The sequence below is a fragment of the Pseudomonas sp. NY15356 genome (assembly GCF_048068175.1).
Taxonomy (GTDB): Bacteria; Pseudomonadota; Gammaproteobacteria; order Pseudomonadales; family Pseudomonadaceae; genus Aquipseudomonas; species Aquipseudomonas putida_K.
In genome coordinates this window covers 17,549-42,991 of record NZ_JBLUPW010000003.1, presented here as the reverse complement: position 1 = coordinate 42,991, position 25,443 = coordinate 17,549, and the positions used below count along the sequence as shown (strand labels likewise).

Sequence of the window (25,443 nt, the reverse complement as noted above, 5' to 3'; positions counted from 1 at the left end):
CCCGTCACCATGGGCATCACTCGATGACCAGGATCGCGTCCATCTCGACCTGCGAGCCTTTCGGCAGCGCGGCAACGCCGATGGCGGCACGGGCCGGGTAGGGCTGTTCGAAGTAACGGCCCATGATCTCGTTGACCTTGGCGAAGTGGCTCAGGTCGGTGAGGAAGATGTTCAGCTTGACGATGTCCTTGAACGAACCACCGGCAGCCTCGGCCACGGCCTTGAGGTTTTCGAAGACCTGGACGGTCTGGGCTTCGAAGCCTTCGACCAGTTCCATGGTCTTCGGATCCAGCGGGATCTGGCCGGACATGTACACGGTGTTGCCGGCCTTGATCGCCTGGGAGTAGGTGCCGATAGCGGCTGGGGCCTTGTCGCTGTTGATGACGGTCTTGGTCATGATGACTCCTTGGTTGACGGACTACGTACGCATGCGGGTGATGCGGACCACGCCGGTCAGGGTACGCAACTTCTTGATCACGCGGGCCAGGTGCACGCGGTCGCGCACGCTGACCACCAGTTGGACCACGCTGATACGGCCGTCGCGTTCGTCCATGCTGATTTTTTCGATATTGCCGTCGGCGGCGTTGACGCTGCTGGCCAGCAGCGCGATCAGGCCACGCTGGTGCTCCAGCTCGACGCGCAGCTCGACATTGAATTCGCCGGTGATGTCCTTGGCCCAGGAGAGCTGCACGCACTTCTCCGGGTTGTGGCGGATTTCACTGATGTTACGGCAGTTTTCCAGGTGCACGACCATGCCCTTGCCTGCCGAGAGGTGGCCGACGATCGGGTCGCCTGGGATCGGCGTGCAGCACTTGGCGTAGCTGAGCACCAGGCCTTCGGTACCACGGATGGCCAGCGGGCCCTCGGGGGCCGGCAATTGTTCGCCCTCGGCGGACAACAGGCGGCGGGCGACCACATAAGCCATGCGGTTGCCCAGGCCGATGTCTTCGAGCAGGTCTTCGATCAGCTCCAGGCGGTACTCGGCGAGGATGGCCTGGATGCGCTCCGGGGGGATTTGCTCCAGGCTGCTGTCGAAGCCGGTGAGCACCTTGTTCAGCAGGCGCTCGCCCAGGCTGATGGATTCGGAGCGGCGTTGCTGCTTGAGGGCGTGGCGAATATGCGTGCGTGCCTTGCCGGTGACCACGAAGTTGAGCCAGGCCGGGTTCGGCCGTGCGCCCGGGGCACTGACGATCTCCACGGTCGAGCCGCTCTGCAGCGGCTCGGACAGAGGCGCCAGGCGGCGGTTGATACGGCAGGCGATGCAGCTGTTGCCCACATCAGTATGCACCGCGTAGGCGAAGTCGACGGCGGTTGAGCCTTTGGGCAGCTCCATGATCCGGCCTTTGGGCGTGAAGACGTAGACCTCGTCCGGGAACAGGTCGATCTTCACGCTTTCGATGAACTCCAGGGAGTTGCCGGCGCGTTGCTGCAGCTCGAGGATACCCTTGACCCACTGGCGGGCGCGGGCGTGGTTGCCCTTGGGCTGCTCGTCCTCGTTGGACTTGTACAGCCAATGGGCGGCGATGCCATTGTTGGCCATCTCTTCCATTTCGCGGGTGCGAATCTGGATCTCGATGGGCACGCCATGCATGCCGAACAGCGTGGTGTGCAGCGACTGGTAGCCGTTGGCCTTGGGAATCGCGATGTAGTCCTTGAAGCGACCAGGCAATGGCTTGTACAAGTTGTGCACGGCGCCAAGCACGCGGTAGCAGGTGTCGACCTTGTCGACGATGATGCGGAAGGCGTACACGTCCATGATCTCGTTGAAGGCGCGGCGCTTGCCGCGCATCTTCTTGTAGATGCCATAGAGGTGTTTCTGCCGACCGCTGACCTCACCCTCGATGCCGTCTGCCGCCAGGCAGTTGGCCAGGGAATGCTCGATCTTGGCGACGATTTCCTTGCGGTTGCCACGGGCGCTCTTGACTGCGCGGTGGATCAGCGAGGAGCGCATCGGGTGCATGGCCTTGAAGCCGAGGTCCTCGAACTCCACGCGCACGTTGTGCATGCCCAGGCGGTTGGCGATGGGGGCGTAGATCTCGAGGGTTTCCTTGGCGATGCGTCGGCGTTTTTCGCCCGAAAGCACTTCCAGGGTGCGCATGTTGTGCAAGCGGTCGGCCAGCTTGACCAGGATCACGCGGATGTCGCGGGCCATGGCCATGGCCATCTTCTGGAAGTTCTCGGCCTGGGCCTCGGCCTTGGTCTCGAAGTTCATCTGGGTCAGCTTGCTGACCCCGTCGACCAGCTCGGCGACCGTCTCGCCGAACTGCTGGCAGAGGGCTTCCTTGGCGATGCCGGTGTCTTCGATCACATCGTGCAGCATGGCGGCCATCAGGCTCTGATGGTCCATGTGCATGTCGGCCAGGATACTGGCCACGGCCAGCGGGTGGGTCACGTAGGGCTCGCCGCTGCGGCGGCGTTGGCCATCGTGCGCCTGTTCGGCGTAGAAGTAGGCCCGGCGGACCAGGTTGACCTGGTCGGGGCCGAGATAGGTCGACAGCCGTTCGGCGAGGGCTTCTATACCCGGCATGGGGTCACCTCCTGCCGAGGAAGAATGCCTTGTGCCGCGCGACGTCGACCGGGCATGAATCAGACAGCCTCGTTGTTTTCGTCCTCGAACGCGGCGAAGACCGGATCTTCGGTGACGATCTCTTCGGCGGCGATGAACTCAGGGGTGACGATACCTTCGGCGATTTCGCGCAGGGCGACGACGGTCGGCTTGTCGTTTTCCCATGCTACCCGCGGCTCTTTGCCGCCGGTGGCCAGTTGACGGGCGCGCTTGGTCGAGAGCATGACCAGCTCAAAGCGGTTATCCACGTGTTCCAGGCAGTCTTCAACAGTTACGCGGGCCATGGTCTTCCTCAGTAGCAAATGCGGTAGGCGTGCAGCCCAGATTGGGCAGGCGGACTCGATAGTTTAAAAAATCACCAGCCAATAGGGAAGGGTTGTTTTGTCGAGTGGTCACCTTCAAGCCCTGTGTTGCCTTCATTCGCGGCTGAAGCCCACACAGGGGCAGCATTGTCCTCAGGCTCATCACTGCACCCAGTGGGAGCGGCTTCAGCCGCGAAAGGGCCGGAACAGACACCCTCGATACCTGAGCCCGACGATAACCTCAGAGCATCGCGTCACGCAATCGTGGGGTCAGCTCCTCGAACAGCGTCTGCACCGAGCGTAGCGCCCGGCAATCCGGGCGGGTCAGCAGCCACAGCTGGGTATCGCAGCCCGGCAGGGGGCCGCTCAAGGCCTCGACTTCCGGCAGGGCGTCGACCATGTAGTCGGGCAGCGCCGCCACGCCCAGGCCGGTGCTCACCAGTTGGGCGATGGTCGACATGCTGCTGCACTGGTAGCGCGGGTTAAGCCCCGGATATTGCTGGTTGCGCCAGACCACCGTGGGGTGATCCTGCATGGAGTCGTCCGGGGCGATCCACGGCACGTTGTTGTGCGACTCGGCCAGGCGTTCGCGCCACTGTGGTTGGCCGCAGACCACATAGGACGTGGAGCCCAGGCAGCGGCCGACCAGGTGTTCCGGCGGCGTGTTGGTCAGGCGCAGGGCGATGTCGGCATCGCGCCGGCTGAGGTTGGCGAAGGTATTGGAGGTGCCCATCTCCAGCGACAGGGCCGGGTAGTTCGACATGAAGTCGGCCAGCGCCGGCAGCAGCAGGCTGTGCATCACCGCCTCGGTACAGGTCAGGCGGACGGTGCCGCTGACCACCTGTTCACCGCTGGTCAGGGCGATACGCGCGGCATCGAGGGCCTGTTCGGCACGCTCGGCCTGTTCGGCCAGGGCCTGGGCGGTATCGGTAGGCAGGTAGCCTTTGCGGCTCTTGACGAACAGCGCCGTGCCCAGCGCCGACTCCAGCCGGCGGATGGAGCGGAACACGGTCGAGACGTCGACCTTCAGCAGCTCGGCGGCCTTGGCCAGCGAGCGACCGCGCTCCAGGGCGAGCACCAGGGAGAGGTCCGCATGGGTAATCTGGTATTGCATCGATGCACGCTCTGTTTGCCGTAATGCCAATGTCTGTTGCGTAGGTGCCATTTTATAGTGGAACGGCACCCGGTAATCAATGCGCCGGATCCGCACCCTATCCCCACGATGGGACAGTGAAAAGAACAACAGTACAACCATCGCCGCCCGCAAGGCGCCAGCCGTATCCCTCCACATCGCCGCCCCGAATCAAAGGATGTACAGCCATGACGTCGGTCACTCCGTGCGCCAGTTCTGCCAGCGAGATGAATGAATTCCTAGAGGCTCATCCGGATACGCAGTTCGTCGATCTGCTGATCTCCGACATGAACGGGGTGGTCCGTGGCAAGCGCATCGAGCGCGCGAGCCTGCACAAGGTATACGAGAAAGGCATCAACCTGCCGGCGTCGCTGTTCGCCCTGGATATCAACGGCTCCACCGTCGAGAGCACCGGCCTTGGCCTGGACATCGGCGATGCCGACCGTATCTGCCGTCCGATCCCGGGCACGCTGTCCGACGAGCCCTGGCAGAAGCGCCCCACCGCCCAGTTGCTGATGACCATGCACGAGCTGGACGGTGCGCCGTTCTTCGCCGACCCGCGCGAGGTGCTGCGCCAGGTGGTTGGCAAGTTCGACGCATTGGGCCTGGATATCTGCGCGGCGTTCGAGCTGGAGTTCTACCTGATCGACCAGGACAACCTCAATGGCCGCCCACAGCCGCCACGCTCGCCGATTTCCGGCAAGCGCCCGCAGTCGACCCAGGTGTATCTGATCGATGACCTGGACGAATACGCCGATTGCCTGCAGGACATGCTCGAGGCTGCCAAGGAACAGGGCATTCCTGCCGATGCCATCGTCAAGGAAAGTGCCCCGGCGCAGTTCGAGGTCAACCTGCATCACGTCGCCGACCCGCTCAAGGCCTGCGACTATGCGATTCTGCTCAAGCGCCTGATCAAGAACATCGCCTACGACCATGAAATGGACACCACCTTCATGGCCAAGCCCTACCCGGGCCAGGCGGGCAATGGCCTGCACGTGCATATCTCGCTGCTGGACAAGAAGACCGGCAAGAACATCTTCGCCAGCGCAGACCCGCTGCAAAGCGAGGCGCTGCGCCACGCCATCGGTGGCGTGCTGGAGACCATGCCGGCATCCATGGCTTTCCTCTGCCCGAACATCAACTCCTATCGCCGCTTCGGTGCGCAGTTCTATGTGCCCAATGCGCCGAGCTGGGGCCTGGACAACCGCACCGTGGCCCTGCGCGTGCCGACCGACAGCAGCGAGAACGTGCGCATCGAGCATCGCGTGGCCGGTGCCGATGCCAACCCGTACCTGATGCTTGCCGCGATCCTGGCCGGCATTCACCACGGCCTGACCAACAAGGTCGAGCCGGGCGAGCCGATCGAAGGCAACTCCTACGAGCAGCTCGAGCAAAGCCTGCCGAACAACCTGCGCGATGCACTGCGCGCACTGGATGACAGCGAAGTCCTCAACCAATACATCAGCTCGGACTACATCGACATCTTCGTGGCCTGCAAGGAAAGCGAGCTGGCCGAGTTCGAAGTGTCGATTTCCGACCTCGAGTACAACTGGTACCTGCACACGGTGTGAACCCATGAGCGCAAATGCGGTCCCTCTGATCGGTGTCAGCGCCTGCCGCCAGCAGGTGGGGAAGAACTCGTCGCACACGGTGGGCGACAAGTATGTCGAGGCGGCCGGCTTTGCCGGGCTTCCGCTGATCCTGCCGGCGCGCGACGGGGGCAGTGACCCCCAGGCGCTGGTGGCGCGGCTCGATGGCATTCTTTTTACCGGCTCGCCTTCAAATGTCGAGCCGCATCATTACAATGGCGCCCCCAGCGTGGAAGGCACTCGGCACGACCTCGCGCGTGACCGCCTGACCTTGCCTTTGCTGCAGGCGGCCATTGCCGCCGGCGTGCCGGTGTTCTGCATTTGCCGTGGCTTCCAGGAACTGAACGTGGCCCTTGGCGGTTCGCTGCACCAGCGTGTGCAGGAACTGCCCGGCTACCTGGACCACCGAGAACCTGAGGATGCACCCCTTGAGGTGCAGTACGGCCCTCGACATCCCGTGGCCATCGAGCCGGGCGGGTTGTTCGAGGGTTTGGGCCTGGCTGCGCAGTTCGAGGTCAACTCGCTGCACAGCCAGGGCATCGATCGCCTGGCCCCAGGGCTGCGTGTCGAGGCGCGGGCCCCGGATGGCCTGATCGAAGCGGTGTCGATGCCTGGCGCTTCGGGCTTCGTGCTCGGGGTGCAGTGGCACCCGGAATGGCGTTTCGCCGAAAACCCGGTCTCCCGGCGCCTTTTCCAGGCGTTCCGCGAGGCCTGCATCGCCCATGCTGCACGGGAGGGTTAACGGCAGAAGCATTCTGACGTCATTACCCGAAGGTCTCGGATGACCCGTTCCCCTGCAACAGCTTTCAATGAGTGAAACGCGGGCCTTGTTCGCAAGGCCCGTGAAAACAATACCAATAGTTACGGCAAATACTCATGAGCGAATACACTGAAGCCGGCCGCCCACCCGACGTGGCGACCGACGCAGGCAACACCCAGCGCGCCAGCAAGGGCCTGGCAAAGGGCCGCCTGGGCCTGCTGGCCAGCGTGGTGCTGGGCATTTCCACCATCGCGCCGGTCTATACCCTGACCGGCGCCCTCGGGCCGACCGTACGTGAGGTGGGCGCCCACCTGCCGGCAGTGTTCATCGTGGGCTTCTTGCCCATGCTGCTGGTGGCCCTTGGTTACCGCGAGCTCAACGCCGCCGAGCCTGACAGCGGCACGTCATTCACCTGGTCGGCACGTGCCTTCGGGCCGATGATCGGCTGGATCGGTGGCTGGGGGCTGGTCGTCGCGACCACCATCGTGCTGTCCAACCTGGCGGGCGTGGCCGTCGATTTCTTCTATCTGTTCCTCGGTCAGATCACTGGGCAACAGGCGTTGGCCGCGTTGGCGGACAACCTGTTGATCAACGTGGTGACCTGTTGCGTGTTCATTGCCCTGGCCGTGTGGATCTGCTGCCGAGGCATGGGCACCACCATGACCGTGCAGTACGGCCTGGTCGCCTTGCAGTTGCTGGTGCTGATCGGCTTTGCCTTCGCCGCCTTCGGCGAGACCACTGCGCCGCCACCGCTGGCCTTCGACCTGTCTTGGTTCAACCCGTTCGGCGTCGAGTCGTTCTCGGCGTTCGCCGCTGGTCTGTCGCTGTCGATCTTCATCTTCTGGGGGTGGGATGTCTGCCTGACGGTCAGCGAGGAGTCGATCGGCAGTGACGAGGTGCCTGGAAAGGCCGCCACCTGGACCGTGCTGCTGATCCTCGGCCTTTACCTGGTCACCGCCATCGCCACCCTGCAATTCGCCGGGATCAGCGATGTCGGCCTGGGCCTTGGCAACCCGCGCATCCAGGAGAACGTCTTCGCCCACCTGGCCGGCCCGGTCATGGGGCCGCTGGCGATCCTGATGTCCATCGCGGTACTGGCCAGCACCGCCGCCTCCTTGCAGTCGACCTTCGTCTCGCCGGCTCGCACGCTGCTTGCCATGGGCTACTACGGCGCCGTGCCGCAACGTTTCGCCAGTGTCTGCCCGCGCTCGCAGACCCCGCGTTACGCCACCATCTGTGCCGGTGTCGCCGCGGCGGTGTTCTACGTGACCATGCGCACCCTCAGCGAGAACGTGCTGGCCGACACCATCACGGCCCTGGGCATGATGATCTGCTTCTACTATTCGCTGACGGCCTTCGCCTGCGTCTGGTACTTCCGCGATAGCCTGTTCGACAGCGTGCGCCACTTCTTCATGCGTGGCCTGTGCCCGCTGGTGGGTGGGGTGATCCTGTCGGTGATCTTCGTGCGCACCGCGATCGACAGTGCCTCACCGGACTTCGGCAGCGGCTCGCATGTTGGCGGGTTGGGGCTGGTGTTCGTGATCGCGGCGATCATCTCGGCGCTGGGGATCGTGCTGATGGTGCTGTCGCGCTGGCGCGCGCCGGCCTATTTCCTGGGAGCCACCTTGCAGCAGCAGGCCAAGCTTCGATTGCAGGAGTGATGAAAAAGGGGCTGCCTTGCAGCTCAATCGCGGGCCAAGCCCGCTCCCACAGGATTCGTCAACGGCTTTGTGGGAGCGGGCTTGGCCCGCGATTGGGGCGCAAAGCGGCCCCTTTTGCTTTCAGCCGATCAGTTGCTTGAGCAGTGCTTCATGACGCTGTTGCTGTTTCTTCAGCAGCAGGCGGTTGGCAACGAACACTGCCTTCAACTCCTTCAGCGCCACGTCGAAATCATCATTGATGATGACGTAGTCGTACTCGTCGTAGTGCTGCATCTCGCTGACCGCTTCCTTCATGCGGCCTTCGATGATGGCCTCGCTGTCTTGGCCACGGTTGTCCAGGCGCTGGCGCAGGGCCTGCTGGCTCGGCGGCAGGATGAACACCGACAGCGCCTCGGGCATCAGCTTGCGCACCTGCTGTGCGCCTTGCCAGTCGATTTCCAGGATCAGGTCGTAGCCTTGTTCGAGGGTTTGCTGCAACGCGCTGCGTGAGGTGCCGTAGAAGTTGCCGAAGACTTCGGCGTGCTCGAGGAAGTCGCCTTGCTCGATCAGGGCCTTGAACGCCTCGTGCTGGACGAAGTGATAGTTCACCCCGTGCTGCTCGCCCGGGCGCATGGCGCGGGTGGTGTGGGAGACCGAGACGCGGATTTTCGGGTCGTCCTTGGTCAATGCGGTGACCAGGCTGGTCTTGCCGGCACCGGAAGGGGCCGAGACGATATAGAGGGTGCCGCTGCTGTGGTTCATGGTAGGGGTGGCCTTACTCGATGTTCTGTACTTGTTCACGCATCTGTTCGATCAATACCTTGAGGTTGACCGCCGCCTGGGTGCTGCGTGGGTCGAACGCCTTGGAGCCCAGGGTGTTGGCCTCGCGGTTGAGTTCCTGCATCAGGAAGTCCAGGCGCCTGCCGGCGGCGCCGCCGGACTTGAGCACCCGGCGCACTTCGGTGATATGAGTGCTGAGGCGGTCCAGTTCCTCGGCGACGTCGCTCTTCTGCGCCAGCAGGACCATCTCCTGCTCCAGGCGCTGCGGGTCGAGCTCGGCCTGCAGGTCGGCGAAGCGGTCGAGGATACGCTGGCGTTGAGCGGCCAGCATCTGCGGCACCAGGGCGCGTAGGGTGGTGACTTCGGTAGCCATGCTGTCCAGGCGTTCGTTGATCAGCCGGGCCAGCTCGAGGCCTTCGCGCTGGCGCCCGGCCTTGAGCTCGGCCAAGGCTTCGTCGAACAGGGCCATGGCTTCGGCGTTGAGAGCCTGGGGATCGCTGGCATCGCCCACCAGCACGCCCGGCCAGGCCAAGACTTCCAAAGGGTTGAGCGGTGCCGGTTGCTTGATCAGCCCGGCGACGGTTTCCGCAGCGGCCACCAGCTGTGCGGCACGCTCGCGGTCGACCTGCAAGGGCTTGCCGGTGCTGTCTTCGCTCAAGCGCAGGGTGCACTCCACCTTGCCCCGCGACAGGCCCTGGCGCAGGCCTTCGCGCACGGCGCCTTCCAGGTCGCGCAGGGCCTCGGGCAGGCGCAGGTGGGGCTCCAGGTAGCGGTGGTTGACCGAGCGGAGCTCCCAGGCCAGGGTGCCTTGGCTGCCGGCGCGCTCGACTCGAGCAAAAGCGGTCATGCTGTGCACCATGGAGAGTACCTCGCGAAATCTGAATGAACGGGGAAGCCTTTCGGCTGCAAGGCGCGGGATTGTAACGCAGTGCGGCGTGGGCGCCCAATCCACCCATGTTACAGACAGCCTGGCGCGGGTGTAGGGAAAGACGACAGGCTGCCGGGCCGCGACAATAGGCATGTCCTCCTGGGGCGCCGGGCCTTATAATGCTCCGCAGATTCAAGTCCCGGTACAGGTATCCCAGATGAAACGTCCAAGTGGTCGCGCCGCCGATCAGCTCCGCTCGATCCGCATCACCCGCAACTACACCAAGCACGCCGAGGGGTCGGTACTGGTCGAGTTCGGCGACACCAAGGTCGTCTGCACGGTCAGCGTCGAGAATGGTGTTCCCCGCTTCCTCAAGGGTCAGGGCCAAGGCTGGCTGACCGCCGAATACGGCATGCTGCCGCGCTCCACCGGCGAGCGTAACCAGCGCGAGGCGAGCCGTGGCAAGCAGGGTGGCCGCACCCTGGAAATCCAGCGCCTGATCGGCCGCTCGCTGCGCGCCGCGCTGGATATGAGCAAGCTGGGCGATATCACCCTGTACGTCGACTGCGACGTGATCCAGGCCGACGGCGGTACCCGTACCGCTTCGATCACCGGCGCCATGGTCGCCCTGTGCGACGCCCTGGCCGTGATCAAGAAACGCGGCGGCCTCAAGGGCGGCAACCCGCTCAAGCACATGATCGCTGCCGTGTCCGTGGGCATGTACCAGGGCGAAGCGGTGCTCGACCTGGACTACCTGGAAGACTCCGCCGCCGAGACCGACCTGAACGTGGTCATGACCAGCGCCGGAGGCTTCATCGAAGTGCAGGGCACCGCAGAAGGCGCTCCGTTCCAGCCGGAAGACTTCAACGCCATGTTGGCCCTGGCCCAGAAGGGCATGAACGAAATCTTCGAACTGCAAAAGGCCTCGCTGGCCGATTGATCGCTACGCCAAGGAGGTGTGGAACATGAACGAACCTGATCTGCCGATCACGCCGCCCAATGCCGAAATCCGGCAATGGGCGATGTTCTGCCACCTCTCGGCGCTGCTTGGCTTGGTGGTGCCGCTCGGGCACCTGCTGGGCCCATTGGTGATGTGGATCTGGAAGCGTGAACTGGACCCGTTCATCGATGCCCAGGGCAAGGAGGCGCTGAACTTCCAGATCAGCGTGACCATCGCTGGGTTCATCTGCTTCCTGCTGATGTTCGTGCTGGTGGGGATCGTGCTGTTCGCCATCCTGGCGGTGGCGGTGCTGGTCCTGGCCATTGTTGCGGGGGTCAAGGCCAATGAAGGCAAGCCCTACCGTTATCCGCTGATCTGGCGGCCGATCAAGTAAGGCTGGTTGTTCCAATCGCCGGCAAGCCGGCTCCCACAGGGGCCTGCACAATCCCTGTGGGGCCGGCTTGCCGGCGATTGGGCTGCAGGGCAGCCCCAACGGTCAGATGGTCAACGTCCAGTCGTAGTCCACGATCAGCGGTGCATGCTGGGAGAAGCGTGGCTGGCGCGGCAGGCGTGCATTGCGTACGAAGCGGCGCAGGCCCGGGGTGAGGATCTGGTAGTCGAACCGGTAGCCCAGGTTGAGCATCTCGGCCTGCTCATTGTCCGGCCACCAGCTGTACTGGTCGCCTTCACGGCTGACTTCGCGCAGGGCATCGACATAGCCCATGTCGCCGACGATCGCGTCCATCCAGGCGCGCTCCGGCGCCAGGAAGCCCGGCGATTGCTGGCTGTCGCGCCAGTTCTTGATGTCCAGCTTCTGCTGCGCCACGTACAACGAGCCACAATAGATGTACTCGCGACGCTTGCGGCGCTGCTTGTCCAGGTACTTGGCGAAGTCGTCCATCAACTTGAACTTCTGGTTCAAGTCTTCGTCGCCGTTCATGCCCGAAGGCAGCAGCAGGCTGGCAATACTGACTTTGTCGAAATCTGCTTGCAGGTAACGCCCGTAGCGGTCGGCTGTCTCGAAGCCCAGGCCGGTGATGACTGCCTTGGGCTGCATCCGCGAATACAGTGCCACGCCACCTTGGGCTGGCACCTCCGCGTCGCAGGCGTAAAGGAAATAGCCATCGAGCTGGAAAGCTGGGTCGTCGAGTTCAAAGGCCGAGGCGCGGGTATCCTGAAGGCAGATGACGTCGGCATTCTGGGCTTGCAGCCAGCTGAGCAGTCCACGCTCGGCCGCAGCCTGAATGCCATTTACGTTCACACTGATGATCCGCATAAATGGCCCCAAAAATCTCGTGCGTGTATGATACCCGAGCTCAACTCATTTAGCTAAATCCGTGGTATTCGGGACTCTTCATGCAGCCGTATCAGCGCGACTTCATTCGTTTTGCCATCGATCGCGGGGTTCTGCGCTTCGGTGAGTTCACCCTGAAATCGGGGCGTACCAGCCCGTACTTCTTCAATGCCGGCCTGTTCAATACAGGTTCGGCCCTGGCCCAACTGGGGCGTTGCTATGCGGCGGCCATCGTCGACAGCAAGATCCCGTTCGACGTGCTGTTCGGCCCGGCCTACAAGGGTATCCCCCTGGCGGCGGCGACCGCCGTGGCCCTGGCCGAGCAGCACCAGCTCGACGTGCCTTGGTGCTTCAACCGCAAGGAAGCCAAGGACCACGGCGAAGGCGGCAGCCTGGTCGGCGCCCCGCTGGCCGGTGACGTGCTGATCATCGACGACGTGATCACCGCCGGTACTGCCATCCGCGAGGTCATGCAGATCATCAATGCCCAGCAGGCCAAGGCCGCAGGCGTGCTGATCGCGCTGAACCGCGAAGAGCGCGGCAATGGCGAGCTGTCGGCGATCCAGGAAGTCGAGCGCGACTTCGGCATCCCGGTGGTCAGCATCGTGTCGCTGACCCAGGTGCTGGAGTTCCTGGCCGACGACCCGCAGCTCAAGCAGCACCTGCCGGCTGTCGAGGCCTATCGGGCGCAGTACGGGATCTGATCCGGATCAATGCAAGCAAAAAAGGCGACCCTCGAGGTCGCCTTTTTTGTAGCCGTTGTGCGTACCGGCCTCATCGCCGGCAAGGCGGCTCCCACAAGGATTGCACTGCCCCCTGTGGGAGCCGGCTTGCCGGCGATGGGGGCTGCTGACGACTCAGGAACGCTTGGTGTTGGTGATCAGGGTACCGACACCGCTGTCGGTGAAGATCTCCAGCAGCACGGCGTTCGGTACGCGCCCATCGATGATGTGCGAGCTGTTCACGCCGCCTTGCACCGCTTCCAGGGCGCATTTGATCTTCGGCAGCATGCCGCCGTAGATGGTGCCGTCGGCGATCAGTTCGTTGACCTGCTCGGTGGTCAGGCCCGTCAGCACCGTGCCTTGCTTGTCCATCAGGCCGGCGATGTTGGTGAGCAGCATCAGCTTCTCGGCCTTCAGTGCCTCGGCCACCTTGCCGGCCACCAGGTCGGCATTGATGTTGTACGATTCGCCGTTCTTGCCCACGCCGATCGGGGCGATCACCGGAATGAAGTCGCCCTTGACCAGCATATTGAGCAGGTCGGTGTTGACGCTTTCCACTTCACCCACATGACCGATGTCGATGATTTCCGGCTGGGTCATCTCCGGGGTCTGGCGGCTGACGGTGAGCTTCTTGGCTCGGATCAGTTCCGCATCCTTGCCGGTCAGGCCAATGGCGCTACCGCCATGGCGGTTGATCAGGTTGACGATGTCCTTGTTGACCTGGCCGCCCAGCACCATTTCCACCACGTCCATGGTCGCCGAGTCGGTGACGCGCATGCCATCGATGAAATGGCTTTCGATCGACAGGCGCTTGAGCAGGTCGCCGATCTGCGGGCCGCCGCCGTGCACGACCACCGGGTTGATGCCCACGGCCTTCATCAGCACGATGTCACGGGCAAAGCCGGTCTTGAGCTCTTCGCTCTCCATCGCGTTGCCGCCGTACTTGATCACCAGGGTCTTGCCGACAAAGCGGCGAATGTAGGGCAGTGCTTCGGACAAAACCTCGGCTACATGGGAAGCGGCATCGCGATCGAGGGTCATGCAGGGCTCCAGGTAAGGAACGGATAGTCGTCAGAACGGCAGTTGCAGGCCTGGTTCGACCCGCAGCAACTGCTCGCGGAATACAGCCTTGATACGTTGCAGTTCGGCGTCGCTGTCGGCCTCGAAGCGCAGCACCAGCACCGGCGTGGTGTTGGAGGCGCGGACCAGGCCCCAGCCATGGGCGTAGTCGACCCGAACACCGTCGATGGTGGTGAGGTTGGCATCGCCCCAGGCAGCGTCGCGTTGCAGTGCATCAATGATGCTGAATTTACTCTCGTCGGTCACATCAATATTGATTTCCGGCGTGGAAATATCGTTCGGGAACGCAGCGAACAGGCTTTCAGCGTCCTGGCCGGCCTTGCTGAGGATCTCCAGCAGGCGCGCGGCGCTGTAGATGCCGTCGTCGAAACCGTACCAGCGTTCCTTGATGAAGATATGCCCGCTCATCTCGCCGGCCAGCAGCGAGCCGGTCTGCTTCATTTTCTTCTTGATCAACGAATGACCGGTCTTCCACATCAGGGCGCGGCCACCGTGTTGTTCGATCAGCGGGGTCAGACGGCGGGTGCACTTGACGTCGAAGATGATCTCGGCGCCTGGGTTGCGCGACAGCACGTCCTGGGCGAAGAGCATCAGCAGGCGGTCGGGGTAGACGATGTTGCCGGTATTGGTCACCACGCCCACGCGATCGCCGTCACCGTCGAAGGCAAGGCCGATGTCGGCACCGGTTTCCTTGACCTTGGCGATCAGGTCCTCGAGGTTCTCGGGCTTGCCCGGGTCCGGGTGGTGGTTGGGGAAGTTGCCGTCGACCTCGCAGAACAGCGGGATGACCTCGCAGCCCAGGGCTTCGATCAGCTGCGGGGCGATGACGCCGGCGGCGCCGTTGCCGCAATCGACCACGACCTTGAGCTTCTTGGCCAGTTTCACGTCGCCGGTGATCTGCTGGAAGTAGCGCTGGAGGATCTCGACCTTCTCGACGCGGCCTTCGCCACGGGTGAGGTCATTGGTCTTGAGGCGGGTCAGCAGGGCCTGGATCTGCTCGTTGGCCAGGGTGTCGCCGGCGATGACGATCTTGAAACCGTTGTAGTCAGGCGGATTGTGGCTGCCGGTGAGCATCACGCCGGACTTGCCGGCCAGTACATTGGCGGCGTAGTACAGCGCCGGGGTCGGCACCAGGCCGACGTCGCTGACCTGGCAGCCGGCATCGGCCAGGCCCTTGATCAGCTGTTCCACCAGCATCGGGCCGGACAGGCGGCCGTCGCGGCCAACCGAGACCTGGGGTTCGCCCTGGGCCAGGCTCTGGGCGCCGATGGCGCGGCCGATCCAGTAGGCGGTCTCGCCCGTCAAGGTCTTGCCGACCACACCGCGGATGTCATAGGCGCGGAAGATGCTCTCGGGCAGTGCGGGTACCAGGTGGGCCATGTCGTTCATCTCTGGGGGTGCTCCAATAATCAAAGGCTTCTGGGCAGGCGCAAACTGAACGCTTGGACGGTGCATTTGCCAGAGAGTTCGCCATCCATGGCCCAACGGTCGGTCTATCGGCTCAGTGGCTACCGGAATGGCCGAAGCCGCCTGCGCCGCGCTGGCTCTCGTCGAACGACTCGACGATGTCGAAATGCGCCTGCACCACCGGTACCAGCACCAGCTGGGCGATGCGCTCGCCGATGGCGATGGTGAAGGGCGTCTGGCCGCGGTTCCAGCAGGAGACCATCAGCTCGCCCTGGTAGTCCGAGTCGATCAGGCCGACCAGGTTGCCCAGCACGATGCCATGCTTGTGGCCCAGGCCCGAGCGCGGAAGGATCATGGCGGCCAGGCCCGGGTCGCCGATGTAGACCGACAGGCCGGTTGGGATCAGCAGGGTCTGGCCCGGCTCCAGGACGGTGTCTTCCTTGAGCATGGCGCGCAGGTCCAGGCCGGCGGAGCCGGGTGTGGCGTACTGCGGCAGCGGGAATTCGTTGCCCAGGCGAGGGTCGAGGATCTTGGCTTGAAGAGCGTGCATGTAACTTATTGAACCTGGTTGAGCCGTTCGGCGATGAAGGCGACCAACTGACGAGCGATCTTGCCCTTGCTGGTCTGCGCGAAGAGGGTCTGGTGCTGCTGGCGGTCGATCACGGTCAGGGCGTTTTCCTCGCTGTTGAAGCCGATGCTGGGGTTGGCCACATCATTGGCGACGATCAGGTCGAGGTTCTTGTCCTTGAGCTTGCGCGTGGCGTAATCGAGCAGGTGTTCGGTTTCGGCGGCGAAGCCGACGCTGAACGGGCGGTCGGCACGGCCGGCGATGGTCGCAAGGATATCCGGATTGCGCACCATCTGCAGCAGCATGCCGTCACCGGTCGTAGGATCTTTCTTGAGTTTTTGCGGGGCGACGACTTCCGGGCGGTAGTCCGCGACCGCGGCCGAGGCGATGAACAGATCGCACGGCATGGCCGCCTCGCACGCCGCGAGCATGTCCCGTGCGCTGACCACGTCGATCCGGTTGACCCGGTCGGGGGTCGGCAGGTGCACAGGACCCGTGACGAGGGTCACCCGAGCGCCGGCTTCGGCGGCCGCCTCGGCCAGGGCGAAGCCCATCTTCCCCGAACTATGATTGGTGATGTAACGCACCGGGTCGATGTTTTCCTGGGTGGGGCCGGCGGTGATCAGCACGTGTTTGCCGGTCAGTGCCTGGCGTTTGAAGCTCTCGGCTGCGCACCAGGCAAGGTCCGTGGCCTCGAGCATGCGCCCCAGCCCCACGTCGCCGCAGGCCTGGCTGCCGGAGGCCGGGCCGAACACCTGGATACCGCGGCTCTTGAGCAGTTCGAGGTTGGCTTGGGTGGCCGGGTCGCGCCACATGGCCTGGTTCATCGCCGGGGCGACGGCCACGGTGGCATCGGTGGCCAGCACCAGGGTGGTCAGCAGGTCGTCGGCCATGCCTTGGGCCAGGCGTGCCATGAGGTCGGCGGTGGCCGGGGCGATCAATACCAGGTCGGCCCACTTGGCCAGTTCGATGTGCCCCATGGCCGCTTCGGCCGCGGGGTCGAGCAGATCCATGTGCACCGGGTGGCCGGACAGCGCCTGCAGGGTCAGCGGGGTGATGAACTCGGCACCACCTCGGGTCATGACGACGCGCACCTGCGCGCCGTGTTCCAGGAGTCGGCGAATCAGCTCGGCGCTCTTGTAGGCGGCGATGCCGCCACCCACGCCGAGAACGATGCGCTTGCGATACAGCCGCTGCATAGGCTTGCCTTTTTCCAGTGAAAGCGGGCGGCGACGACAACTGCCTGCGGCAGAACGTCGCATCTACGGAGCGGGATAGATTAACACAGGGCCGAAACGGGCCGCAGTAACACGCAAGGAGGGGTATGAACATCAGGGAGTGGCCGGCGGATGAACGGCCGCGGGAGAAGCTGTTGCAACGCGGTGCGGCCGTGCTGTCCGATGCCGAATTGCTCGCTGTATTGTAGCCGGGCGCAACGTGCTGGACCTTGCGCGCGGGCTGTTGGCGCACTTTGGCGGGCTCAGGCAGTTTCTCGAGGCCGGCCGCGAAGCCGTACTGCGAGAGCCAGGCATGGGGCCGGTGAAATACGCGCAGTTGCAAGCCTTGCTGGAGATCGGCAGGCGTTATCTGGGTGAGTCCATCGAGCGTGAGCCGGCCCTGGAGAGCCCGGCGTCTGTGCGGCGCTACCTCAAATCCATGCTGCGCCATGAGGTCAGCGAGGTATTCGGCTGCCTGTTTCTGGACACCAAGCACAGGCCTATTGCGTTCGAGATCCTGTTCAGAGGGACGGTCAACCGAGCGGACGTCTACCCCCGTGAAGTGGTGCGGCGCTCATTGCTGCACAATGCGGCGGCGTTGATCTTGTGCCACAACCATCCTTCGGGCAACAGCGAGCCGAGCCAGGATGACGTGCACCTGACGGTTTCGCTGAAGCGGGGGCTGGCGTTGATCGATGTGCGGGTGTTGGATCACATCATCATTGGCGACGGGGAGCCGCTGTCGATGGTCGAGCAGGGGTGGCTCGTAACCTAGCTATCCCCAGCCGCCCCTTGCCTCGCGGTGGGCAGTAGAGCCCTGGGGCCGCGTTGCGGCCCTTTTGCGGCGCAAGGCCGCTCCTACAGGGCTTTAGCGATTGACGGAGACCTTGCTGAAGTCCAGCCGCCCGAACGGGCTTACCTGGTACCCCTCCACCCCCTGGCGCAGCAACGTGGCCGCAGTCGGGTGGGCCAGCGGCAACCAGAGGGCCTGCTGGTGGATCAGCGTCTGCGCCTGCTGATACAGGCGGCTGCGCACGCTCTGGTCGTTGGTGGTGCGTCCGGCGCTGATCAACTGATCCAGGCGGTTGTCGCAAAAGCGCGCGAAGTTGGTCCCCGACTTTACCGCCGCGCAGGAAAACTGCGGGCTGAGGAAGTTGTCCGGGTCGCCGTTGTCGCCTGCCCAGCCCATGAACAGCAGATCATGCTCGCCAGCCTTGGCCCGGCGGATCAGCTCGCCCCACTCGATGACCTTGATCTCGGCCTTGATGCCGATCTTGGCAAGGTCAGCCTGGAGCATCTGCGCGCCCAGGTTCGGGTTTGGGTTGAGCAGACTGCCCGAGGGGCGGGTCCAGATCGTCGTGGCGAAGCCGTCTGCCAGCCCGGCCTTGGCCAGCAGCGCCTTGGCCTTTTTCAGGTCCAGGGTGTAGCCGGGCAGGTCCTTGGCGTAGCTCCAGGTATTAGGTGGGTAGGGGCCGTTGGCTGCGGTGGCGGTGCCCTCGAACACCGCCTTGAGGTATGCGGGCTTGTCGAAGGCAAGGTTGATCGCTTGGCGCACCTCGGGCTTGTCCAGTGGCGGATGCTGGCTGTTGAGCGCGACGAAGGCGGTCATGAAGGCTGGGGTGGAGGCGACCTTGAGGCTACCGTCCTTGCCGGCTTCGGCGATATCCAGCGGCTTGGGCGACAGGGCCACTTGGCATTCGCCACGCTTGATTTTCTGCAGGCGTACGTTGGCGTCTGGTGTGATGGCGTAGATCAACGGGTCGATGGTTGGCTTGCCAGCAAAGTAGTCGGGGTTGGCGCGGTAGCGCACCACGGCGTCCTTCTGGAAGCGCTGGAACACGAACGGCCCGGTGCCCACCGGTTGGCTGTTGAGCTTCTCCGGCGTGCCAGCCTTGAGCAGCTTGTCGGCGTACTCGGCGGAGTAGATCGAGGCGAAGCCCATGCTCAAGGTGGCCAGGAAGGTGGCGTCCGGGTGGGTCAGGGTGAAGCGCACGGTGTGCGGCTCCGGTGCCTCGATCAGCTTGATCAGGCTGCCCAGTTGCAGCGACTGGGCGTGCGGGTAGCCGCCCGCAGCGGTCTTGTGCCAGGCATGGGCAGGGTAGAGCATGCGCTGGAAGCTGAACAGCACGTCGTCGGCATCCAGCGTGCGGCTGGGCTTGAACCAGGGCGTGGTATGGAACTTCACGTCGTTGCGCAGCCTGAAGTCGTAGACCGTGCCGTCATCGGACACCGTCCAGCTTTCGGCCAGGCTGGGCACCACCTTGCCCAGGCTGGCATCGAACTCCACCAGGCGGTTCATCAGCACGTCTGCCGAGGCATTGGTGGTGGTCAACGAATTGTACTGGACCACGTCGAAACCTTCAGGGCTGGCCTCGGTACAGACGGCAAGCGGCGCTGCCTGGGCGAGGCCCGTGGCGAACAGGGAAGCGAACAACAACGAAAGGGCGGCGGCACGCATGGTGGCTCCTTGGCTGGCCAGATGGCCCATTTTATCTATCTATGCAGTCGGAAACGTCCTACCCTAGTGTGCGCATCGCTAAATGACCACCCTCTTTTTCATGGGTACGGCGACGAGCGGTCGACAGCGCGCAGGGCTTGTCGCTATGCTGGCCTGGCGCGCTCGGCCCGTTCAGGAAACGCATCTTCTGTTGTTGTGGCCGAGTCTTTCTGGTATAAAGCAGCGCTCTTTTCTAGGGGCACGGTCTGTCGCGCAAGCGGATCCGGTCGATAAGACCCCGGAAACACGGCGCCTGGCGCCATAGACTGAGAGATTAAGCGGCCAACCCATGCCGGGTTGGGCATGTGGTTTTAGAGGGCTGAGGCATGTCGAGAGTCTGTCAAGTTACCGGTAAGGGTCCGGTAACCGGGAACAACATTTCCCACGCAAACAACAAAACCCGTCGTCGTTTCCTGCCGAACCTGCAGCACCACCGTTTCTGGGTTGAATCCGAGAAGCGTTTCGTGCGTCTGCGCGTTTCCGCCAAGGGCATGCGTATCATCGACAAGCGCGGTATCGATGCCGTCCTGGCCGACATCCGTCGCGCTGGCGCCAAGGTTTAAGGGAGAACATCATGCGTGAATTGATCCGTCTGGTTTCGAGTGCCGGTACCGGCCACTTCTACACCACCGACAAGAACAAGCGCACCACCCCGGACAAGATCGAGATCAAGAAATACGATCCGGTCGTTCGCAAGCACGTGGTGTACAAGGAAGCCAAGATCAAGTAATTGATCGGCGACCTAAAAAAAACCCGCTTCCGTGAGGAAGCGGGTTTTTTTATGCCCGGCGTTCAGCTTCAGTTGAACGCGAAGCCCGAAACCGCGCCGCTTGCATCGACACGTACATGCACGCGTTCGGGGTCGAACTCACGCGTGGACATTTCATTGGGGCCTACCACGCGTGTGCGACCGGTGACCTGGGTGATGGCAGTTTTGATCGACCCTTCATAGGGAATGCCGACCAGGTGTTGCAGCGCTTGCACGACTTCTTCATTGGTCATGGGGATACTCCTTGGTTGATGGATTGCCCGGATGGGCCGGGCCATCCTCTCGCCAGGGGAGCCTGCGCCTGCGTTAACTATTACTTTTGTTCGAACATGACGTAGATCTTGCGGCAAGGCTCGAGGACTTCCCAGGTGCCCTTGAAGCCTGCAGGGATCACGAAACGATCACCGGTACGCAGGGTCTTGGCATTGCCGTCCTGGTCGCGCAGCACCGAGACACCCTGGGTGATTTCACAGTACTCGTGCTCGGTGTAGTTCACCGTCCATTGGCCGACCGCACCTTCCCATACACCGGCGGCGAACTGGCCGCAGGGGCTTGAGTAGTGGTTGTAGACTGCCTGGTCGGGTTCGCCCTTGAGAATTTTCTCCGCCGCTGGGCGATAGCGTTCTGCCTCGGTGAGCACCTGGGCGAAATCGATGATGCTGCTGATGGTCATGGTGAAGTCCTCCTGTTGTTTAATAAAATGCACATCAGTAGGCTTTTAGGCCTTTCGTGTCAAATATATTGATAGTTTCACCCGGCTGGTTTAGGGTGTCGGGTGCCAGTATGCGCTTGTCGCCCTGTCAGAATTTTCGACAACGTCGTGATGTCCTCAGTACGGCGTTGCACCTTAACAAGAGGAGGAGTTTCGTATGACCACCCTGACTCGTGCGGATTGGGAACAGCGTGCCCAACAACTGAAGATCGAAGGTCGCGCCTTCATCAACGGCGAATACACCGACGCCGCATCCGGTGAAACCTTCGACTGCCTGAGCCCGGTGGACGGACGCTTCCTGGCCAAGGTCGCCAGCTGCGACCTGGCCGACGCCAACCGTGCCGTCGAGAATGCCCGCGCCGTGTTCGAATCCGGCGTCTGGTCGCGCCTGGCCCCGGCCAAGCGCAAGGCCACCTTGATCCGTTTCGCAGGCCTGCTGCGCGAGCACGTCGAAGAGCTGGCCCTGCTGGAAACCCTGGACATGGGCAAGCCGATCGGTGACTCCTCCACCATCGATATCCCAGGTGCCGCCAACGCCATCCACTGGACCGCCGAAGCCATCGACAAGGTCTACGACGAAGTCGCCCCGACCCCGCACGACCAGCTCGGCTTGGTCACCCGCGAGCCGGTGGGTGTGGTGGGTGCCATCGTGCCGTGGAACTTCCCGCTGCTGATGGCTTGCTGGAAGCTCGGCCCGGCCCTGGCCACCGGTAACTCCATTGTGCTCAAACCGTCGGAAAAGTCACCGCTGACCGCCATCCGCATCGCCCAGCTGGCCATCGAAGCCGGTATTCCGGCTGGTGTGCTGAACGTGCTGCCTGGCTACGGCCACACCGTGGGCAAGGCTCTGGCCCTGCATATGGACGTCGACACCCTGGTGTTCACCGGCTCCACCAAGATCGCCAAGCAGTTGATGGTCTATGCGGGCGAGTCGAACATGAAGCGTGTCTGGCTGGAAGCCGGCGGCAAGAGCCCGAACATTGTGTTCGCCGACGCGCCTGACCTGAAGGCTGCCGCCGAGGCCGCTGCCAGCGCCATCGCCTTCAACCAGGGCGAAGTCTGCACTGCCGGCTCCCGCCTGCTGGTCGAGCGCTCGATCAAGGACCAGTTCCTGCCGATGGTGGTCGAGGCCCTGAAGGCCTGGAAGCCGGGCAACCCGCTGGATCCCGCGACCACTGTCGGTGCGTTGGTCGATACCCAGCAGATGAATACCGTGCTGTCCTACATCGAGGCCGGCCACCAGGATGGCGCCAAGCTGCTGGCTGGCGGCAAGCGCACTCTGGAGGAAACCGGCGGCACCTATGTCGAGCCGACCATCTTCGACGGCGTGACCAACGCCATGAAGATCGCCAAGGAAGAGATCTTCGGCCCCGTGCTGTCGGTGATCACCTTCGACACCGCAGAAGAGGCCGTGGCCATCGCCAACGACACGCCATACGGCCTGGCTGCCGGCATCTGGACCTCGGACATTTCCAAGGCCCATCAGACCGCCCGCGCTGTGCGCGCTGGCAGCGTGTGGGTCAACCAGTACGATGGCGGCGACATGACCGCGCCGTTCGGCGGCTTCAAGCAGTCGGGCAATGGCCGTGACAAGTCGCTGCACGCACTGGAGAAGTACACCGAGCTGAAGGCGACCTGGATCAAGCTGTAATTCAGCGCGGACGCTTCGCGGGTAAACCCGCTCCCACAGGTTTCATATCGCCCTTAACAATGGCGTAGTACCTGTGGGAGCGGGTTTACCCGCGAATGGGGTTCTGAAAACTGGGCCTAGGAGGGCTGCCATGCGTTGGGGAACCTACTTTGCCGTACTGGCCTCGGTACTCAGCGTTGGGCTCGCGCTCGGCGTGAGCATGCCGTTGGTGTCCCTGCGCCTGGAGGGCTGGGGCTACGGTGGGTTCGCCATCGGCGTGATGGCGGCGATGCCAGCTTTCGGCGTGCTGCTCGGTGCCAGCCTGGCCAGTCGCCTGGCCGGGTGGGTCGGCGTGCCGGCTGCCATGCGCCTGTGCCTGTGGGGCGGCGCCTTGTCGATCGGCCTGGTGGCGCTGTTGCCCAGCTATCCGTTGTGGCTGGCGCTGCGCCTGGCGATCGGCATGGCCCTGACCGTGGTATTCATCCTTGGCGAAAGCTGGATCAACCAGCTGGTGATCGAGCAGTGGCGGGGACGGCTGGTGGCGCTGTATGGCAGCAGCTACGCGTTGAGCCAGCTGGCCGGGCCTCTGGTGCTGGGGCTGCTGGGCTCGGGCGACGATTTCGGCTTCTGGGTCGCGACGGTCTTGCTGCTGTGTGCGCCGTTGCTGCTGTTGAGGCGCGGTGGTGCGCCGAGCACCGAAGCGTGCAGCGTCACCTTTGGCGACCTGTTCGGTTTCTGTCGGCGCCTGCCGGTGATCGCCTGGGCCATTGCCCTGTTCGCTGCGTTCGAGGCGATGATCCTGACTCTGTTGCCGGTGTACTGCCTGCAGCAAGGGTTCACGGCGGAGGTGGCATTGTTCATGGTCAGTACCGTGGTGGTGGGCGATGCGGTGCTGCAGCTGCCGATCGGTGCCCTGGCCGACTGCATGTCGCGCCGGACCCTGTTCAGTGGCTGTGCCCTGGCCTTGCTCGTTTCCAGCCTGGCGATTCCGCTGGCCTTGCACACGCCTGCGATCTGGCCGGTATGGGTGCTGTTCGGCGCCAGTGCCGGTGGCCTGTTCACCTTGTCGCTGGTGTTGATCGGCGAGCGTTACCGGGACGATGAGCTGGTGCGCGCCAATGCACATGTGGCGCAGCTCTGGGGGATCGGTTGCCTGTTGGGGCCGCTCATCGCAGGGGCTGGCAGCCAGTGGATCAGCGGGCATGCGCTGCCTTGGCTGATGGCGGCGGGGGCGGCAGGGCTGGTGGTGTTGACCCGCCGGCGGGATGCCTTCGAGCCTGCTTCGGCCTGATAAGGAATTTGCGCCCATTCGCGGGTAAACCGGCTCCCACACGTTATGCAGGGCTCTCAATGACAGCGCTGTACCTGTGGGAGCGGGTTTACCCGCGAATGGCGGCGGCTCACAGCATTTTCTCCAGCCCCACCGCCTTGCTGATCCAAGCATTGAAGCGCCGCCACAGGCCGCCAGGCTCAGACGTCAGCATGCGCCGCTTGCCGTTGTCCTCGGTCACCCACACCAGTTGGTCCCCCACCAGCTTTGGCTGATAGCTCAACGCTGGCGCCATGCCTTCGACAGCCATTTCCCGGGTGTATTCGGCCAGTTCCGGGCTGTCCACCAATACGCCGACCTCGGTGTTCCAAAGCACGGAGCGCGGGTCGAAATTGAACGAGCCGATGAAGGTCTTGCGCCGGTCGAAGACGATTGCCTTGCTGTGCAGGCTGGAGTCGGAGCTGCCGCGAAAGCTCAGGCTGCGATAGGCACTGGGGTCGCCTGGCTGGCGGCGCAGCTCGTACAGCTGCACGCCGTGTTCGAGCAGGGCACGGCGGTAGGGGGCGTAGCCGCCATGCACCGCCGGCACGTCGGTGGCTTCCAGGGAGTTGGTCAGCAGCTTGATCGAGGTGCCCGCATCGGCTCGGCTGGTGAGGTACAGCAGGCCGGACTCCCCCGGCACGAAATACGCGGACACCAGGATCAGTTCGTACTGTACCTTGGCCAACTCCGGTGCCAGCTGCTGGGTCATCAGCAGGTGCGGGTCCGGCTCGTTCTGAGCCAGAACCTTGCTCGGCGAGTCCCACAGGGCCTGGCTGTGAGCCCAGATCAGCTCGTTGCGCCAGGTGTCCAGGCGTGGGCGGGACTGGTAGGCCATCAGTCGGTCGTACAACGCTTTGTGTTTGACCCGTGCCTGGGCCAGGGAGATTTCCAGGCGTTTGCGGCTGGCGCGCAGATCGGCGGCGTCTGGTTGGCGCCAGAGGAAGTCGCCGATCGGCCGGCTCAGGGCGCTGTTCCAGTACTGGTCGAAGCTGTGCCCGAGCTGCTCGGCCACCGGGCCCACGCCGAGCAGGTCGATATCGGTGAAGTTCAGGTTGGGCTCGGCATCGAAATATTCGTCGCCGATGTTGCGCCCACCGACGATGGCCATGCTGTTGTCCACCAGGAACAGCTTGTTGTGCATGCGCCGATGCTGGCGCGACAGGTTGAACAGCCGGCCCACGGCGCGGGTGGCCCCCGTGCTGCGTCCCAGGTGCAGGGGGTTGAATACGCGGATATGGATGTTCGGGTGGGCGGCCAGGGTGCCCATCAGCGTGTCCAGGCCGTCGCTGGTGGTGTCGTCGAGCAGGATGCGTACCCGCACACCGCGGTCGGCGGCACGCAGCAGTTCATGCACCAGGGCGCGGGTGCTCAGGCCGTCATGGACGATGTAGTACTGCAGGTCGATGCTCGCCTGAGCGTTGCGAATCAGCTCGGCGCGGGCACGAAAGGCCTCGTTGCTGTTGGGTAGCAGGCGAAAGCCTGAGCGCCCCTCGTAAGGCGCTGCCTGGCGCTGCACCGAGCGGCCGAAGGCCGAATCGCTGGCCGGCAGCGCCTGGCTGACCTGGCGTGGTGTGCCGACGCTGGCGCAGCCCGACAGGCCAAGCAACAGCGCCAGCAAGAGAGGCAGAGCTCGCTGGAGTCTCAAGGGTAGAACGTCC

Annotated in this window: 24 protein-coding genes and 2 pseudogenes; 11 read left to right on the top strand and 15 right to left on the bottom strand. The window is 63.7% G+C overall.

Annotation, left to right across the window (positions count from 1 at the left end; translation table 11 throughout):
• Positions 1–16: 16 nt before the first annotated feature.
• From ACNFCI_RS04030 to ACNFCI_RS04015, 4 genes are all read right to left on the bottom strand, one after another.
• A complete protein-coding gene (locus ACNFCI_RS04030) occupies positions 17–397 on the bottom strand; it encodes a RidA family protein (protein WP_043209898.1) in 381 nt (126 codons plus the stop codon).
• A 21-nt stretch (positions 398–418) separates the two neighbouring features.
• Positions 419–2,527, bottom strand: a complete 2,109-nt coding sequence (spoT, locus tag ACNFCI_RS04025; protein WP_084855332.1) for a bifunctional GTP diphosphokinase/guanosine-3',5'-bis pyrophosphate 3'-pyrophosphohydrolase — start codon at positions 2,525–2,527, stop codon at positions 419–421.
• A gap of 59 nt (positions 2,528–2,586) precedes the next feature.
• The gene (gene rpoZ / locus ACNFCI_RS04020; RefSeq protein WP_008091595.1) at positions 2,587–2,850 is read right to left on the bottom strand and encodes a DNA-directed RNA polymerase subunit omega; all 264 of its coding nucleotides are present in this window, start codon (positions 2,848–2,850) and stop codon (positions 2,587–2,589) included.
• Positions 2,851–3,109: 259 nt separating this feature from the next.
• On the bottom strand, positions 3,110–3,982 hold the full coding sequence (locus ACNFCI_RS04015; protein WP_084855333.1) for a LysR family transcriptional regulator: 873 nt from the start codon (positions 3,980–3,982) through the stop codon (positions 3,110–3,112).
• Positions 3,983–4,188: 206 nt separating this feature from the next.
• Between ACNFCI_RS04015 and ACNFCI_RS04010 the strand changes: the two genes are divergently transcribed.
• From ACNFCI_RS04010 to ACNFCI_RS04000, 3 genes are all read left to right on the top strand, one after another.
• On the top strand, positions 4,189–5,571 hold the full coding sequence (locus ACNFCI_RS04010; RefSeq protein WP_368828741.1) for a glutamine synthetase family protein: 1,383 nt from the start codon (positions 4,189–4,191) through the stop codon (positions 5,569–5,571).
• Positions 5,572–5,575: 4 nt separating this feature from the next.
• Entirely contained in the window at positions 5,576–6,331 is a 756-nt protein-coding gene (locus ACNFCI_RS04005; protein ID WP_084855335.1) for a gamma-glutamyl-gamma-aminobutyrate hydrolase family protein, read from the top strand.
• 134 nt (positions 6,332–6,465) lie between these two features.
• Positions 6,466–8,010, top strand: coding sequence for an APC family permease (locus tag ACNFCI_RS04000; protein ID WP_084855336.1), 1,545 nt, complete (start codon positions 6,466–6,468; stop codon positions 8,008–8,010).
• Positions 8,011–8,130: 120 nt separating this feature from the next.
• Here the strand turns inward: ACNFCI_RS04000 and gmk are convergent, their stop codons facing one another.
• Together gmk and ACNFCI_RS03990 are read right to left on the bottom strand one after the other, a co-directional pair.
• A complete protein-coding gene (gene gmk / locus ACNFCI_RS03995) occupies positions 8,131–8,751 on the bottom strand; it encodes a guanylate kinase (RefSeq protein WP_084855337.1) in 621 nt (206 codons plus the stop codon).
• A gap of 13 nt (positions 8,752–8,764) precedes the next feature.
• Entirely contained in the window at positions 8,765–9,628 is an 864-nt protein-coding gene (locus tag ACNFCI_RS03990; RefSeq protein ID WP_084855338.1) for a YicC/YloC family endoribonuclease, read from the bottom strand.
• Between the two features lie 226 nt (positions 9,629–9,854).
• On the opposite strand from ACNFCI_RS03990, the gene rph reads away from it, so the two are divergent.
• Both rph and ACNFCI_RS03980 read left to right on the top strand, forming a co-directional pair.
• Positions 9,855–10,577: a ribonuclease PH gene (gene rph, locus ACNFCI_RS03985; protein ID WP_084855339.1), complete on the top strand. Its 723-nt coding sequence runs from the start codon at positions 9,855–9,857 to the stop codon at positions 10,575–10,577.
• Positions 10,578–10,602: 25 nt separating this feature from the next.
• Positions 10,603–10,971 (top strand): DUF4870 domain-containing protein, encoded by a 369-nt coding sequence (locus tag ACNFCI_RS03980; protein ID WP_084855340.1) that lies wholly within the window; start codon positions 10,603–10,605, stop codon positions 10,969–10,971.
• Positions 10,972–11,073: 102 nt separating this feature from the next.
• Here the strand turns inward: ACNFCI_RS03980 and ACNFCI_RS03975 are convergent, their stop codons facing one another.
• Entirely contained in the window at positions 11,074–11,853 is a 780-nt protein-coding gene (locus ACNFCI_RS03975) for an exodeoxyribonuclease III (RefSeq protein ID WP_084855341.1), read from the bottom strand.
• Between the two features lie 80 nt (positions 11,854–11,933).
• On the opposite strand from ACNFCI_RS03975, the gene pyrE reads away from it, so the two are divergent.
• The gene (gene pyrE / locus ACNFCI_RS03970) at positions 11,934–12,575 is read left to right on the top strand and encodes an orotate phosphoribosyltransferase (protein WP_011536401.1); all 642 of its coding nucleotides are present in this window, start codon (positions 11,934–11,936) and stop codon (positions 12,573–12,575) included.
• Between the two features lie 153 nt (positions 12,576–12,728).
• Here the strand turns inward: pyrE and argB are convergent, their stop codons facing one another.
• The 4 genes and pseudogenes from argB to coaBC form a co-directional block, all read right to left on the bottom strand.
• On the bottom strand, positions 12,729–13,634 hold the full coding sequence (argB, locus tag ACNFCI_RS03965) for an acetylglutamate kinase (RefSeq protein WP_084855342.1): 906 nt from the start codon (positions 13,632–13,634) through the stop codon (positions 12,729–12,731).
• 30 nt (positions 13,635–13,664) lie between these two features.
• Positions 13,665–15,038 (bottom strand): annotated as a pseudogene (locus tag ACNFCI_RS03960) (phosphomannomutase/phosphoglucomutase); the annotation flags it as partial.
• Positions 15,039–15,174: 136 nt separating this feature from the next.
• Entirely contained in the window at positions 15,175–15,630 is a 456-nt protein-coding gene (gene dut / locus ACNFCI_RS03955) for a dUTP diphosphatase (RefSeq protein WP_084855344.1), read from the bottom strand.
• Positions 15,631–15,635: 5 nt separating this feature from the next.
• The gene (gene coaBC / locus ACNFCI_RS03950) at positions 15,636–16,847 is read right to left on the bottom strand and encodes a bifunctional phosphopantothenoylcysteine decarboxylase/phosphopantothenate--cysteine ligase CoaBC (protein WP_084855345.1); all 1,212 of its coding nucleotides are present in this window, start codon (positions 16,845–16,847) and stop codon (positions 15,636–15,638) included.
• A 125-nt stretch (positions 16,848–16,972) separates the two neighbouring features.
• On the opposite strand from coaBC, the pseudogene radC reads away from it, so the two are divergent.
• A pseudogene (gene radC / locus ACNFCI_RS03945) lies at positions 16,973–17,640 on the top strand (RadC family protein).
• 93 nt (positions 17,641–17,733) lie between these two features.
• Here the strand turns inward: radC and ACNFCI_RS03940 are convergent.
• Complete coding sequence (locus tag ACNFCI_RS03940; RefSeq protein WP_084855421.1) at positions 17,734–19,323, bottom strand: ABC transporter substrate-binding protein; 1,590 nt, start codon at positions 19,321–19,323, stop codon at positions 17,734–17,736.
• A 365-nt stretch (positions 19,324–19,688) separates the two neighbouring features.
• Between ACNFCI_RS03940 and rpmB the strand changes: the two genes are divergently transcribed.
• Together rpmB and rpmG are read left to right on the top strand one after the other, a co-directional pair.
• Complete coding sequence (rpmB, locus tag ACNFCI_RS03935; RefSeq protein WP_043212989.1) at positions 19,689–19,925, top strand: 50S ribosomal protein L28; 237 nt, start codon at positions 19,689–19,691, stop codon at positions 19,923–19,925.
• Between the two features lie 11 nt (positions 19,926–19,936).
• Positions 19,937–20,092 carry a 50S ribosomal protein L33 gene (rpmG, locus tag ACNFCI_RS03930; protein ID WP_003253507.1) on the top strand — a complete coding sequence of 52 codons (156 nt, stop codon included), beginning with the start codon at positions 19,937–19,939 and terminating at the stop codon, positions 20,090–20,092.
• Between the two features lie 68 nt (positions 20,093–20,160).
• On the opposite strand, the gene ACNFCI_RS03925 is transcribed toward rpmG, so the two are convergent.
• Together ACNFCI_RS03925 and ACNFCI_RS03920 are read right to left on the bottom strand one after the other, a co-directional pair.
• Entirely contained in the window at positions 20,161–20,364 is a 204-nt protein-coding gene (locus ACNFCI_RS03925; protein WP_084855347.1) for an I78 family peptidase inhibitor, read from the bottom strand.
• Between the two features lie 80 nt (positions 20,365–20,444).
• A complete protein-coding gene (locus ACNFCI_RS03920; RefSeq protein ID WP_368828742.1) occupies positions 20,445–20,804 on the bottom strand; it encodes a cupin domain-containing protein in 360 nt (119 codons plus the stop codon).
• A 196-nt stretch (positions 20,805–21,000) separates the two neighbouring features.
• Between ACNFCI_RS03920 and ACNFCI_RS03915 the strand changes: the two genes are divergently transcribed.
• Both ACNFCI_RS03915 and ACNFCI_RS03910 read left to right on the top strand, forming a co-directional pair.
• On the top strand, positions 21,001–22,494 hold the full coding sequence (locus tag ACNFCI_RS03915; RefSeq protein WP_084855349.1) for an aldehyde dehydrogenase: 1,494 nt from the start codon (positions 21,001–21,003) through the stop codon (positions 22,492–22,494).
• A gap of 130 nt (positions 22,495–22,624) precedes the next feature.
• On the top strand, positions 22,625–23,764 hold the full coding sequence (locus ACNFCI_RS03910) for an MFS transporter (protein ID WP_368828743.1): 1,140 nt from the start codon (positions 22,625–22,627) through the stop codon (positions 23,762–23,764).
• 109 nt (positions 23,765–23,873) lie between these two features.
• Here the strand turns inward: ACNFCI_RS03910 and ACNFCI_RS03905 are convergent, their stop codons facing one another.
• Complete coding sequence (locus ACNFCI_RS03905; protein WP_368828744.1) at positions 23,874–25,430, bottom strand: phospholipase D family protein; 1,557 nt, start codon at positions 25,428–25,430, stop codon at positions 23,874–23,876.
• Between the last annotated feature and the right edge of the window lie 13 nt (positions 25,431–25,443).